Annotated in this window: 17 protein-coding genes; 7 read left to right on the top strand and 10 right to left on the bottom strand. The window is 32.6% G+C overall.

What is annotated here, in order from left to right; all coding sequences use genetic code 11:
- Window positions 1-147 precede the first annotated feature (147 nt).
- Together dapF and lysA are read right to left on the bottom strand one after the other, a co-directional pair.
- The gene (gene dapF, locus PUD86_04320) at window positions 148-1,005 is read right to left on the bottom strand and encodes a diaminopimelate epimerase (protein MDD6776497.1); all 858 of its coding nucleotides are present in this window, start codon (window positions 1,003-1,005) and stop codon (window positions 148-150) included.
- Window positions 1,006-1,017: 12 nt separating this feature from the next.
- Entirely contained in the window at window positions 1,018-2,301 is a 1,284-nt protein-coding gene (gene lysA, locus PUD86_04325) for a diaminopimelate decarboxylase (protein ID MDD6776498.1), read from the bottom strand.
- 143 nt (window positions 2,302-2,444) lie between these two features.
- Between lysA and PUD86_04330 the strand changes: the two genes are divergently transcribed.
- Entirely contained in the window at window positions 2,445-2,849 is a 405-nt protein-coding gene (locus PUD86_04330) for an NUDIX domain-containing protein (protein ID MDD6776499.1), read from the top strand.
- An 8-nt stretch (window positions 2,850-2,857) separates the two neighbouring features.
- Here PUD86_04330 and PUD86_04335 read toward each other — a convergent pair whose 3' ends face one another.
- A complete protein-coding gene (locus PUD86_04335) occupies window positions 2,858-4,018 on the bottom strand; it encodes an aspartate aminotransferase family protein (GenBank protein MDD6776500.1) in 1,161 nt (386 codons plus the stop codon).
- Between the two features lie 71 nt (window positions 4,019-4,089).
- On the opposite strand from PUD86_04335, the gene PUD86_04340 reads away from it, so the two are divergent.
- On the top strand, window positions 4,090-4,521 hold the full coding sequence (locus PUD86_04340) for a peptidylprolyl isomerase (GenBank protein MDD6776501.1): 432 nt from the start codon (window positions 4,090-4,092) through the stop codon (window positions 4,519-4,521).
- 22 nt (window positions 4,522-4,543) lie between these two features.
- Here PUD86_04340 and PUD86_04345 read toward each other — a convergent pair whose 3' ends face one another.
- The 7 genes from PUD86_04345 to PUD86_04375 form a co-directional block, all read right to left on the bottom strand.
- A complete protein-coding gene (locus PUD86_04345; protein ID MDD6776502.1) occupies window positions 4,544-5,905 on the bottom strand; it encodes an MFS transporter in 1,362 nt (453 codons plus the stop codon).
- Window positions 5,906-5,928: 23 nt separating this feature from the next.
- Complete coding sequence (locus tag PUD86_04350) at window positions 5,929-6,840, bottom strand: DNA glycosylase (GenBank protein ID MDD6776503.1); 912 nt, start codon at window positions 6,838-6,840, stop codon at window positions 5,929-5,931.
- On the bottom strand, window positions 6,837-7,661 hold the full coding sequence (gene hisF, locus PUD86_04355; GenBank protein ID MDD6776504.1) for an imidazole glycerol phosphate synthase subunit HisF: 825 nt from the start codon (window positions 7,659-7,661) through the stop codon (window positions 6,837-6,839). Before hisF ends, PUD86_04350 begins: the two co-directional genes overlap by 4 nt.
- A 49-nt stretch (window positions 7,662-7,710) precedes the next feature.
- Window positions 7,711-7,869 carry a preprotein translocase subunit Sec61beta gene (locus PUD86_04360; protein MDD6776505.1) on the bottom strand — a complete coding sequence of 53 codons (159 nt, stop codon included), beginning with the start codon at window positions 7,867-7,869 and terminating at the stop codon, window positions 7,711-7,713.
- A 70-nt stretch (window positions 7,870-7,939) separates the two neighbouring features.
- The gene (gene moaC / locus PUD86_04365; GenBank protein MDD6776506.1) at window positions 7,940-8,407 is read right to left on the bottom strand and encodes a cyclic pyranopterin monophosphate synthase MoaC; all 468 of its coding nucleotides are present in this window, start codon (window positions 8,405-8,407) and stop codon (window positions 7,940-7,942) included.
- A 5-nt stretch (window positions 8,408-8,412) separates the two neighbouring features.
- On the bottom strand, window positions 8,413-9,627 hold the full coding sequence (locus PUD86_04370; protein ID MDD6776507.1) for a tRNA pseudouridine(54/55) synthase Pus10: 1,215 nt from the start codon (window positions 9,625-9,627) through the stop codon (window positions 8,413-8,415).
- Window positions 9,620-10,969, bottom strand: coding sequence for a signal recognition particle protein Srp54 (locus PUD86_04375; protein MDD6776508.1), 1,350 nt, complete (start codon window positions 10,967-10,969; stop codon window positions 9,620-9,622). The genes PUD86_04370 and PUD86_04375 overlap by 8 nt, the downstream gene beginning before the upstream one ends.
- 86 nt (window positions 10,970-11,055) lie before the next feature.
- Between PUD86_04375 and hpt the strand changes: the two genes are divergently transcribed.
- The 5 genes from hpt (at window position 11,056) to PUD86_04400 (ending at window position 14,025) form a co-directional block, all read left to right on the top strand.
- Complete coding sequence (hpt, locus tag PUD86_04380) at window positions 11,056-11,625, top strand: hypoxanthine/guanine phosphoribosyltransferase (GenBank protein ID MDD6776509.1); 570 nt, start codon at window positions 11,056-11,058, stop codon at window positions 11,623-11,625.
- Between the two features lies 1 nt (window position 11,626).
- Window positions 11,627-12,631 (top strand): diphthamide biosynthesis enzyme Dph2, encoded by a 1,005-nt coding sequence (gene dph2 / locus PUD86_04385; GenBank protein MDD6776510.1) that lies wholly within the window; start codon window positions 11,627-11,629, stop codon window positions 12,629-12,631.
- A 74-nt stretch (window positions 12,632-12,705) separates the two neighbouring features.
- Window positions 12,706-13,275, top strand: coding sequence for an exosome complex RNA-binding protein Csl4 (locus tag PUD86_04390; protein ID MDD6776511.1), 570 nt, complete (start codon window positions 12,706-12,708; stop codon window positions 13,273-13,275).
- Between the two features lie 13 nt (window positions 13,276-13,288).
- Window positions 13,289-13,573: a DNA-directed RNA polymerase subunit L gene (locus PUD86_04395; protein MDD6776512.1), complete on the top strand. Its 285-nt coding sequence runs from the start codon at window positions 13,289-13,291 to the stop codon at window positions 13,571-13,573.
- Window positions 13,574-13,602: 29 nt separating this feature from the next.
- On the top strand, window positions 13,603-14,025 hold the full coding sequence (locus PUD86_04400) for an NUDIX hydrolase (GenBank protein MDD6776513.1): 423 nt from the start codon (window positions 13,603-13,605) through the stop codon (window positions 14,023-14,025).
- The last annotated feature ends 37 nt before the right edge of the window (window positions 14,026-14,062 follow it).

Consider the following 14,062-nt stretch of genomic DNA (forward strand, 5'->3'; position numbering starts at 1 on the left):
CTTATTTAAGTAATTTACTATTTTTTAGCCATTAAAATTTAAATTAAAGAAAAATTAGAACGAATTTTCATCGAAGTGAAACTTCAACTGTAAAAAATTTAAAATCAAATAAGCCTATAAAATTTTACAGACTCAAAAAAAGGAGAATTAGAATTCTCCGTCGTAAACTAATTGTGCCGGACCTTCCATGAAAGCTCCAAGTTCATCATCTTTTTCATAGACATTGAACTTCAAGTCTCCACCAGGCAAATGAAGTAATACATCACTATCAAATAAACCTAATTTAAATCCGGAAATAGCTGTAGAAGTTGCTCCAGTACCACATGCAAGTGTTACACCAGCACCTCTCTCCCAAGTAATCATTTTACCTTCGTTTTTAGAAATAACTTCAACAAAGTGAACATTAATTTTTTCAGGGAATACTTCATGAGCTTCAATAGCTGGACCATACTTGTTGATATCGATTTCATCCACATTATCAACAAAGATAATTGCATGAGGATTTCCAACACTAATAGCAGTTGCATTGAAAGTTGTATCTAAAACTTCCAATTCACCGTCCAAGAACTCTTCAGCATCACTAATCATTGGGATTTCAGGAGTTTTGAATGTTGATAATCCCATGTCCACTCTGAATAATACTGGTTCATCATCATCCAAGGTAATTTCAATTGTTTTAATTCCTGCTCTTGTCTCAACAGTCATTTTTTCCTGTTTTAAAATACCTTTTCTGTAGACAAAATCACCAAAGCATCTAATACCGTTTCCACACATTTCAGCTTCGCTTCCATCAGGATTAAACATCCTATAACCGATATCTGCAACGTCAGACGGTTCTACGAATAAAACACCATCTCCACCTACACCGAAGTTTCTGTGGCATAATATTCTACATGCTTCAGGTTTATCTTCTTCAGAGATTACTTTTTCTTTTGATTCATCAATAATTGGAAAATCATTACCGATTCCATGCATTTTTGAAAATTTTAATCCTTTTAAATCCATAATATTACCAGCTTATTCTAAGTGTGGTGGAATGCTTTGTTTTGCATATAAGTCTTCGAAGGTTTCTCTTTCACGTACAACTGAGCATTCACCATCAGTTACTAAGATTTCTGATGCAAGAGGTCTTGAGTTGTAGTTTGAAGACATGGTAAATCCATATGCTCCAGCGTTTAAGATACCTAATACATCTCCTTCTTCTACATCAGGCATTGGTCTGTCACGTGCGAATAAATCTCCTGATTCACAAACGTTACCTGCAATATCAACAGTTTGAGTATCTTCAGCATCCATTTTGCTTGCATTTACAATGTGGTGGTATGATTCATACATTGCAGGTCTTAAGAGAGTGTGGAAACCTGCATCTACACCGATGAATTTTCTGTAACTTTGTTTTAAACTGTTTACAGTTACTAAAAGTACACTAGCATCTCCAACTAAGTATCTTCCGGGTTCGAGATACATTGTAGGATTATTCATATCATATTCTTCTAATTTTTCTTTGAATAAACCGATGTTTACTTCTGCAAACTTGTCTAAGTCTACAATATTTTCTTCAGGAGTATATGGAATACCTACACCTCCACCAAAATCAACGAATTCAAAGTCAATTCCAGCATCTTGGTGAACTTTACCTGCAATATCCATTGTAGATTCAATAGCTAATTTGAATGGTTCTGGGTCTAAAATACCAGATCCGATGTGAGAGTGCATACCAACAGGTTCAAATCCTAATTCTTTTGCTTTTTGGTATACCTCTACAGCTTCAGATTCCATAATACCGAATTTACTCATTACTCCACCAGTAATACAGTGGTCGTGGTGACCTGCACCTACCATTGGGTTTACTCTAAATGAGATTTTTACTCCTTCAGGATTAATCATTTTAGATAATCTGTTAAGAGCAGAAACTGAATCAATGTTTAAGACAACACCTTCATCATGAACATATTTTAATTCATCATTGGTGATGTTGTTACCAGTAAATAAGATTCTGTCACCGGAAAATCCGACTTTTTTGGATATGTGAACTTCTCCAGGGGAAACTGCATCAATACAGCAACCTTCACTTTCTAAAATTTTCATTACAGCGAGGTTGGTATTTGCTTTACATGCGTAAAATACTTTAAAATCAGAGTAATATTTAGAAAAAGCAGAATAAAATCTGTTATAATTGTCTCTTATCCTATTTTCATCAATGACATAGGTGGGAGTTCCGAATTCTTCTGCAATATCGACTGCATCTGCGCCACCAATATCAAGGTGGTTTTTTTCGTTAACTTTAATATTTAAATCCATAATAAAAACTCCTAAAAAAGTTGCATTATGTTTTTAAGTTATTTCTTTTAATATATTTAAATTTTTCTAAACAACAAATAGCTATTCAATACTTTAAATTTCAAATTAAAAATATGATTAAAACACTTCATGAGGCAAAAAATATGGAGAAATTTTATGGTCTTACTGTTAGAGGAGTAATTAAAAACAAAAACGATGAGATTTTAATTGTTAAAAGACATCCAAAATCAAAAACAGATCCTGAGATGTGGGAACTTCCAGGCGGAAAAGTTGAAGATGGCGAATACTTTACTAAGGCACTTGTTCGTGAGATTAAAGAAGAAACAAATCTTGATTGTAAAGTTGGAGACCTTTGCGAAGCGGTACAAAACGATTATTCAAATAAAAGAACCGTACAGTTAATGATGTATCTTGATGATGTTTCAGGTGATGTTAAAATAAGTGAAGAGCACACCGAGTTTATGTGGGCAAATCTTGATAAATTAAAAAGTTTGGAGCTATCTGCATCCCTAAAAAAAGTATTAAAAAAAAGAAATTGGGTTATCTGATGATAACCTTATAAAATTTCATCTAAAGCTTTAACAAATTCATCAATGTCAGCTTTAGTAATTGTTAATGGTGGAACAAATCTTAAAACATTTCCAGCAGTACAGTTAATTAAGAATCCTGCTTCTCTGAGTTTGTCAACATATTCTGCACCAGGTTTGGTTAATTGTAAACCAACAATTAATCCTTTACCACGAACGTCTTCAATGACATCCTTATCTAATTTTTTCAATTCATCAATGAAGTATTCACCAACTTCATTAACGTTATCTAAGAATCCTTCACTGGTTAACTCATCGAAGACTACATTAGCTGCTGCACATACAAGAGGTCCTCCACCAAAGGTAGTTCCATGGTCTCCAGGTACAAATGCACTAGCTACTTCTTCGGTTGCTAAGATTCCTCCCATTGGGACTCCTCCACCGATTCCTTTAGCCATAGTCATGATATCTGGTTTAACACCGAATAATTCGTGTGCAAATAATGTTCCACATCTTCCAAATCCAGTTTGTACTTCATCTACAATAAATACAATACCGTTTTCTTTACAGATTGCTTCAATTTCTTTTAAGTAATTTGCATCAGGAACATTTACTCCACCTTCACCTTGGATAGGTTCAACAATAATAGCTGCGGTGTTTTCATTAATAGCTTCTTTAATAGCATCAATATCATTATATAGAACATTTACAAATCCGTTTGGTAATAATGATTTGAATGGTTCGTGATATTCTTCATGACCTGTTGCTGCAAGGGTCATTATTGTTCTTCCATGGAATGAATCAACAGTAGATATTACTTCACTTTTTCCAGTGTATTTAACAGCTAACTTAATAGCTCCTTCATTAGCTTCAGCACCACTGTTTGCATAAAAGATTCTGTCAAAGTTAGTTGCATCAACTAATTTTTTAGCATATACCAAAGCTGGTTCATTATAGTAAATACTTGAAATGTGAATGAGTTTTGCAGCTTGATCCTGTATAGCTTTTACAAGTTTAGGATGATTGTGACCTAAAGCACTTACAGCGATACCTGCAAACATATCTAAATATTCATTTCCATCAATATCAGTTACTCTAACACCTTCACCATGGTCAAGTACGACCGGTTGTCTGGTAAAAGTGTTTATGAAATAGTCATCTTCTATTTTAATTAAGTCTTTAGTATTCATTTTATCATTCCATAAACTATTTAATCATTAATATTTATAATATTAATATTATTTAAAAATTAGGTGATAAAATGAAAGTCGCAATAATTGAAACCGATAAAGGGAACATTGAACTTGAATTATTCCCAAATGAAGCACCTGGAACTGTAGAAAACTTTGAAAAATTAATTAAAGAAGGATTTTATGATGGATTAACTTTCCACAGAGTAATTCCTGATTTTGTAATTCAAGGTGGATGTCCAAGAGGAAACGGTACTGGTGGTCCTGGTTACACAATTAAATGTGAAACTGAAGGAAACCCACACAGACACGGAACCGGTGCATTATCTATGGCACACGCAGGAAAAGACACTGGTGGAAGCCAATTCTTCATTACTCACTCTCCACAACCTCACTTAGACGGAGTACACACTGTATTCGGTCAAGTTATTAAAGGTCAAGATGTCGTTAACGCTATTCGCCAAGGCGACAAAATGAACAAAGTAACTGTAGAAGAAAGATAAATTCTTATCTTTCAACTTTTTTTTAATTTTTAGATTTAATACCAACCAGTGAAGCAAAAATAGATGCTACACACAACACCATACAAATTAAACAAGTTATCTGAGAGCTTGTAATTAAAAGAGGGAAATATTTCTCTACAATTGGTACATTACCCATCACAAATGCAAATACCAAAGTTAACATTCCCATACTCATTGTTTGACCGATAACACGCATTGTAGCAACAGATGCAGATGCAACAGGAGTGTCTTTAGGCGGAACAGAACCCATAATCGCATTTGTATTTGGAGATGAAAATATTCCAAAACCTAAACCATGAGCTATCATTGCAACAATCAAGAACCATAGTGGTGTTGAATTGTTAAGCATTGCAAGCATTCCAAGAGAAATTGCACCAAAAAGCATACCAACAGCAGCTAGTTTTTGTGGATTTATCTTATCAGAAAGTCTTCCTGAAATTGGAGCCATAATTACCTGAATTACAGGAGCAACCAAAAGCACCAAACCTGCCATTTGAGAGTCAAATCCTCTAATGTATTGAAGATTGTAGTTTACAATTGTTGTTACTGCAAATGTTGCAAGATAAGCTGTTAGCGCTGCAAAGTTAGCAGATGCAAATTTTGGATTTTTAAAGAATTTCACGTCAAATACAGGATATTTCTGTCTAAGTTCAATAGCAATAAATACTGCTAGTACAACTAAACCGACAACTGTTAATATGATACCAATACTTTCATCCAAACGGGTAAATCCATAGATGAAGAGTAAAATTCCTAATGAATATACAATTGAACCTTTCCAATCTATTGGGACATCTGCCATTGTAGCCCATTCTTCTTTGACTTCAACTATAAGTAAAATTAAAATCAAGACTAAAAAAGGAACTGATGTTAAAAATATAGATCTCCATCCGAACTGGAAGTTTAAAAATCCACCAACAACAGGAGAAGTTGATGTTGCAAGATAAACTCCAGTTACATTGATTCCAATAGCTTTACCACGTTCTTGAGGATCAAATGCAGATACAACCATAGCCATGGAAGCAACATTTAAAAATGATACACCAATACCTTGGACTAAACGACATAATAAAAACATTTCAGAGTTTATTGAAAAAATAGCTACAATAGAACTTATTATATAAACTGCTGTTCCGAATACCATTGACTTTTTAAGACCAAATTTAGCCGATAGCTGACCTGCAGGAATTGTAAAAATAGCTACTGCTAAAAAGAATAGCATAGTAACCCAGTTTTGAACAATATTACTCATGCCAAATTCAGATGCTAAACTTGGAACTGCCACCATTACCGCAGAAGATAAAAATACTGCAAAAAATGATGTTAAGGTTGCTACAATTAAAACGATGTTTTTGAGTTTCATTGCTTAATAATTTATAGCATAACCTATTTTAATTTAGCCATTAAACCGGATTTTCTTGCATAATGAAACATATACAGTTGAACATAACCTGCATTATCTCCAAATTCTTCCATTCCAAATTCCCTTACCTTGGTAACACTAATGTCCTTACCATCAAAGTATAAATGAGAAACAATTCTTTTTATCCATACATCACTTGGAAAAGCCTGTCTAAAGTTAAATCCGTAAAGTAAAATACAGTCAGCTACTTTTGGACCAACTCCAGGAACTTTCAGTATTGTCTCAAAAGCTTCATCATAGCTCATTTTTGGAATTTCCAAAAGGTCAATTTCATCTGTAAACATCTCAGCAGCTTTTCTCATATATGGTGCTCTATAGCCTACACCACATGATTTCAAATTATTATTGCATTTTGAGATGTCACCGGAAGTTAATTGGGCTTCTTCTTCATCATCTAAAAATATGTTTTGAAATGAAGAAACTTCAGGAAAAGTATAAAACTCATTATAGCTATTTCCCCAATTATGTTTAATTTCTGAAATTGATTTTGTCCATCTTTTAATAGAGTTATTTGCTGAACAAATTGAGGATATAATACACTCAAAGGGATTTGGAGCTAAAAATAGTCTTAATCCTGAGCAAAAATCAGACATCTGGCAAAGTTCTTCATGATTTGCCAAATATTTATAAAATTTATCTAAGTTAAAATCTAAATCAAAAATATAGTTTAGAGAAGATATAACCTCATTTTGAGAAATATCTCCTTGGTAATTAAATTCTAAGAATTCTCCGGATTGTTTAACATTAACTAAAACTGGTTTGTTATTGATTAAAATAGCCTGTTTATAGGAATCATCAATTTTTTCCCAAGGTGGTTGGGATGTCTGACCAGAAATCTGTGTTAATTCCAAATCAATCGGAGATTTAATAATCATAAACGAACAGCCACGTTATTTTCTTTTAAATATTCTTTTACTTCACCAATAGAATATTGATTGAAGTGGAAAATACTTGCTGCAAGAGCTGCACTAACGTCAGTTTTTTCAAAGACATCTAAAATATCTTTTGGCTCTCCAACACCACCACTAGCAATAACTGGAATATCAACAGCATCGTTAATAGCTTTGTTTAACTCAATATCATATCCGTTTTGAGTTCCATCTCCATCCATACTTGTTAGGAGAATTTCACCAGCACCTAAGTCCTGACATTCCTGAGCCCATTGAATTGCATCAATACCAGTAAATTCACGACCACCATAAATACTTGAATCAAACCAGCAGAAACCTTTTTCAGTTTCAATAACGGTTTTATCAGGAGCATCATCAGGATGATCAACATATCTTCTTTTAGCATCGATTCCAATTACAACTGCCTGTGATCCTACAACTTTTGAAGATTCTGTTAATAGCTTAGGATTTTTGATTGCTGCAGTATTGGTTGAACACTTGTCTGCACCTGCTCTAAGCATTTTAGTATAATCTTCAACTTTTCTTATTCCTCCACCAACACATATTGGCATGAAAACGTTTTCTGTTAATCTGTCAATAACATCGGCCATTGTAGCACGTCTTTCATGAGAAGCAGTAATATCTAAAACTACAATTTCGTCTGCTCCTTCCTCATAGTATCTGGTTGCAAGGTCTACTGGATTTCCAGCATATTTGATTTCTTTAAATTCAACTCCTTTTACAACCCTACCTTCAGGAACTTGTAAATCACAATCTAGACAAGGAATAATTCTTTTAGTTAACATAGTATCAAAAATAAATAAAAAAAATAGTATTGTTTAAAATAAACAATAATTAAGCTGAGTACCTTAAAACAAAGCACAAAATAGCCATGATAACAGTAGCAACAATAACGTGCTCTGGAGAAAGTTTTGGTCCGAGACTTTCTTCATCAAAATATCTTACTAAACCTGCACCTGTTTGAGGCATAGAAATTTTATCTTTTTTCGCCATAATAATCCCACGTATATAATTAATTAATAAAAATAATGTTTATAGTTATTTTGTTCATAGTATATATAGTTTAAATTTTTTCTTTTTTGATTACTTTAATATCACTGATTCTGGTATCAGGGTATTGTCCGTCGTCATCTTTTTCAACAGCCTTAACCATGTCCCAAACAGTTAATAAAGCAACGCTTACACCAGTAATAGCTTCCATCTCAACACCAGTTTTACCTAATGTATTAACAGCGCATGTAGCTATTATTTCGTCTTCTTTTACTTCAAAATCAAGTTCAATACCAGTTAAAGCCAACGGATGGCAAAGAGGAATAATTGAAGATGTGTTTTTAACAGCTTGAATTCCTGCAATTTGAGCAGTAGTTAAAACATTTCCTTTTTTGATTTCTTCATTTTGAATTAAATTAATGGTATTTTTATCTAAAAAGATGCTTCCACTTGCAATAGCTCTTCTTTTTTGATCTGGTTTTCCACCGACTTCAACCATGTGTACTCCATTTTCTGTTAAATGTGTAAATTCTTCAGCCATATTATCTACTTCTCACTAACTTCTATTACATCCAATTGTTCACAAATAGCCTTTACACCTAAAATTTCACTTATATTAGGTTGGCTTCTTCCCTCATCACCAGAGATTAATTCTTTAATGTATAATCCACCTTCAGTTTTAATACGGATACTGAAATGTGTATCGTCAATTATTTCGTATGACAATTCTTTAACATGTTTAACACGTACTTTGTCCGCACGTCTTCTTAATACTCTAAGTGGAGTTTGTTGATGAATTTCATCTAATTTTGGCAATTCGTCGAGTTTTGATACATCATATTTCTCATCACACTCAACAATTGCATTATAAACTTTATATGTATCAGGAGATGATTGTTTAATCTCCGCTTTTCTGTTTCTTTTACATAAGTGTAAATTATGATATGAAGTTTTTCCTTCATTCATTTCATTTACATCTGCTTCAACACTTTCCCAATCAAGTTTTCTTATTTTTGGTTCCTTGATTTCAAGTACAAACGGTCTTCCAGAACCTAACATTAATACATCAATGTCTTCACGACCAGCACCATGGAATTTAGCTTCCTTACCCTTGGTTAATTTTAATACATGCTCGGAAATCAATTCTTCAACGGATTCAGGATACTGTTTACCTGTGAAGTTACATTCTTCACAGCCTCTTCCTTTACATTTTGTACATGGCCATTTGGTTTGTGGAATTCCTCTTTGAAGTTTGTTGTACTTTCCTTCAATATATAACGGATTGATTTGAATTCTGACTTTAGATTCCACCAAATCAATGTTAAATACAATATCTTGGCTTTCAAACTCTGCTTCTTTATCATAGATTTCCCAGAGTCTTAAACCAATTAATCTGTTAACTTCTTTTTTAAGTGTTTCAACAGTCAAATTAAATTTAGCAGATAACTCGTCATCACGTTCCTGGATATCTTTAGGAATCTTTGATCCAACGAGGAAAGTATCAAATTCAACTCCTAATTGGTTGATTTTATCATCAATTTTTTTATACAAATCATCATTGAGTTTATCAAAGATATTATCACAGATTACGCAATCAACATCATCTAAATTAATGTCTAATTCTTCACAGACTTTATCTGCTCTTTCAATGTTATTTTTGCCTTCGATTGTTTTGGATAATTTACGTCCAAGGCAATTTTTACAGATTTTACCATCTGTTTGTTCTAAAATTTGTTTTGCTAATTCGTACATACTATCTATTCATGAATTGACCCATCATACGGTTCATTGCACCGCCACCTAAACGACCACCACGTTTTCCAATTCCTTTCATGGTCTTTTTGGTGTTGTTATAATATTTTAAAAGCTCTTTTACTTCACTTTCAGAAACACCAGATCCTCTAGCAATCCTTTGAACACGGGATTGTTTAATTATTTTAGGGTTTAACATTTCTTCTTCGGTCATTGAAGACATCATGATTTTGTAAGATGCAATTTTGTCTTCAGTCATTTTAGAAGCTTCTTTAGGGATTTTATTTCCCATTCCAGGAATCATATTTAAAACCTGTTGCATAGGACCCATTTTATTCATCATATCAAATTGGTTTTTCATATCAACCAATGTGAATTTACCGGTGAGCATATTGTTCATTGTTTTTTCTGCAATATCCTCGTCAATATTTTCTTCTGCTTTTTCAATAAGAGATCTTATATCCCCCATACCAAGCAATCTGGAGATGAATCTTTCTGGATCAAACAACTCAAAGTCGTCGATTCTCTCACCAGTACCGATGAATTTAATTGGAGCTCCTGTTTCTGCAACAGCAGACATTGCACCCCCACCTTTTGCAGAACCATCTAATTTTGTAATAATAATTGATCCAATATCAGTAGCTTTTGAGAATGCTTTAGCCTGTTCACCTGCTTGTTGACCAATTGTTCCATCAATAACAAGAATAGCTTCATTTGGATTGATAATATCATCTAATTCATCCATCTCAGCAATTAAATCTTCTTCCTGTTTGTGTCTACCAGCAGTATCGAAAATAATAACTTTTCTGTTTTTAAACTCTTGTAACCCTTTTCTAGCAAGGTCTAAAGCATCTTTATTATCAGGATCACCATATAAAGGAACGTCCATTTCTTCAGTTAACTGTTTTAATTGAACGTAAGCTGCTGGTCTCCATGTGTCTGTACATACAACTGCAGGGTTGAAACCTTTCTTTTGTAAGAACCTGCATAATTTACCAATGGTGGTTGTTTTACCACTACCTTGAAGACCTAAGAATAAAATTTTGTAAGGTCTTTCATTAATATCCAAACCAACAGTTTCACTACCTAAAAGATTTACCATTTCTTCATAAATAATTGTTATAACGTGTTCTCTTGGTGTAATACCTTTTGGAGGCTTTTCTTCAAGAGACCTGGTTTCAATTTTCTTTGATAAATCTAGAACTAACTTAATATTAACATCAGATTGAATTAAAGCACGTTGAATGTCTTTTACAACTTCTTTAATAGTTTTTTTATCAATAACTGACATTCCTACTAATTTCTTCATTGTATTAGTAAGATTTTCACCTAAATTTCCAAGCATATTAATCACTTATATTAATTCTAATTAGCAAACTTATATAATTATATTAGTCTATATTTATATATAACAAAGTTTTAATAATTTGTGATATCATGTTAGAAGAAGTAAAAAAATCTTTAGAAACATCACCAATTGTAAAAAAAGGTGAGTACAACTACTTTGTAAATCCTATAAGCGACGGTGTTCCAGCAATGAACCCGAAGATGCTTAGAGAATTAGCATTATCTGTATACAAACATGCAGATTTAGATGTTGATAAAATTGTAGCTGTTGAAGCAATGGGAATCCACTTAGCTACTGCATTATCCCTTGCAACAGACATTCCATTCGTTGTAATTCGTAAAAGACAATATGGTCTTGAAGGAGAAACAAAAGTACACCAAAAAACTGGATACGGTTCATCAAACCTTTATATCAACGATTTACATGCTGGTGAAAAAATATTGCTCATTGATGATGTGGTAAGTACTGGAGGAACATTAATAGCATTATTAGACACCTTAAAAGAGTTAGGTCTCGATATCAAATCAACAGTTGCTGTAATTGAAAAAGGTGCAGGAAAAGAAATCGTTAAACAAGAAACTGGTGTTGATGTATTATCCATCATTAAATTAGATGTTATCGACGGCAAAGTAGTTATCCAAGAAACAATCGAAGATTAAAATGTCAATGTATAATATGGATTTAGATAAAGTAATCCGAAAAATAACATCCATAGATGCTCAAACTGTTGGTCTTCAGTTTCCAGAAGGTTTGAAAATGCAGGCTGTTAAAATAGCCAGACAAATCGAAGAAGAAACTGATGCAACAGTCATCATTTCAGGTGACCCATGTTTTGGAGCATGTGATGTTAGTGATTACAAAATGAAAGGGTCTGTGGACTTGATTGTTCATTATGGACACACACCACTTCCTTTAAAATATGAAGTTCCAACATTATTCATTGAAGCATATTCAAATATTGATATTAAAAAAGATCTTGAGAAATCCTTAGAACATTTAAAAGACTACTACAGAATAGGGCTTGTTACAACAACACAGCACCTGCATCTTTTAAATGAAACTAAAGATTTCCTTGAGGACAATGGAAAAGAAGTTATTCTTGGTTCCTCACCATCAACCAGAAAAGGGCAAGTTTTAGGATGTAATTTCTCATCAATCAAAGATTTGGATGTTGAAATAATCCTATTTATTGGAAACGGAAACTTTCACGCATTGGGAATTAAATTATTCTCAAATACCCCCGTTCTTGCTCTAGACCCATACAATGGTGAAATTAGAAGCATGAATGAATTTGCAGACAGAATCTTAAGAATCAGATTTGCAAGAATCACAAAGGCCCGCAGTGCTAAAAAATGGGGAATTTTAGTATCTACAAAAGAAGGCCAATACAGAATGACATTAGCAAAAGAGATTAAAAAGATTCTAGAAGATGCAAATATGGAAGCCTATATCATATTAGTAGATAATGTTTCACCAGACGTCTTGCTTCCTTACTTAGAACTAGATGCATTTGTTGTAAGTGCATGTCCAAGAATTGCAATTGATGATTCCCAAATGTATAAAAAACCATTATTAACTCCACAGGAACTTGAAATAGTTCTAGATAAAAGAGAATGGGAAAATTACCAATTAGACGAAATTTTATTCCATGAACGCTATAAATAATTTTAAATATTAATTTAAATAAAATTATTATATTAAAGAAATTTTTATAAACTCTTTATTTTGGTGATTTTAATATGAAAATAGAAGAAGATAAAATTGTAATGCCTGGAGATAAATTAGGAATAATTGAACAATATCTTCCAGGAGAGGGTACTTATGATGACGATGGAGATATTAAATCATCAGTACTTGGAAATGTTAAAATTAATCAAAAAATGAAGGTAATTTCTGTTGTGTCAGATGCAAAACCTGCTCTTTTAAAAGTTGGAGACATAGTTTATGGTCAAATAACCGACATCAAACCACAAAGAGCTAATGTTCAAATTGAATGTATTAAAGACAATGGAAGACCATTAGCATTGCCTTATATGGGTGCTATACACATCTCACAAGCAAAAAAAGATTATTTAGAGAAATTATCTGATGCTTTTAGAATAGGAGATATCATTCAAGCAAAAGTTGTTAAAGTTACTGGAGACAATGTTGATTTAGGCAGTACTGATGATGATTGCGGTGTCCTAAAAGCTATGTGTACTCGTTGTAGAGATTACATGCACACTACACAAAAAGCTGACGAAGTTCAATGTAATAGTTGTAACAAGAAAGAAAAACGTAAAGTTTCTAAAAACTACATTAATGATTAATTAGGTTGATAAAATGATGGAAAATTTTGAAATAATTGAAGATAAAACATTAGAATTAACTTTTGTTGTAAAAGATGAAAGTCATGGAGTTTGCAATGCATTAAGACACATTTTAATGCAAAACCCTGATGTTGAGTATGCAGTTTACAATATTGATCATCCTCTTACTGGAAAACCAGAAATGACAATTAAAACCAAAAAAGGAAAAAGACCAAGAAATGCATTGAAAAAAGCTGCAGAAGAACTCCACAGTCAAAGTGCAGATTTAAAAAAACTTATTGATGAAGCTTTAGAATAAGCTTCAATACTTTATTTTTAAGTGGTTTAATGAGTAAATACAAAAAACCATCTATAACTACCGATATTTTTATTTTTGATGATAATTTTAATTTTATTTTAATTAAAAGAAAAAATAATCCTTTTAAAAATTATTGGGCGCTACCAGGTGGATTTGTTGACTATGGTGAGACAGTAGAGTCTGCTGCTATAAGAGAAGCAAAAGAGGAAACAAGCATTGATGTTGAACTCATAGATTTAGTCAATGTTTATTCTGACCCTAACAGAGATTCAAGAGGTCATACTATAAGTGTAGTATATACTGCAAAAGGAAATTTCGATGATAGAAATGCAGATGATGATGCAATAGATATTGGCATATTTTCAGATGATGAAATAAATGAAATAGACCTTGCATTTGACCATAAGAAAATAATAAAAGACTGCTTAAATAAAGCTAAAAATAAAAAATAAGGTTATATTTAAATAATTTAAAAAAAAAATCATTGTA

It is taken from the genome of Methanobacteriaceae archaeon (assembly GCA_029219465.1).
In the GTDB taxonomy this organism is placed as follows: Archaea; Methanobacteriota; Methanobacteria; order Methanobacteriales; family Methanobacteriaceae; genus Methanocatella.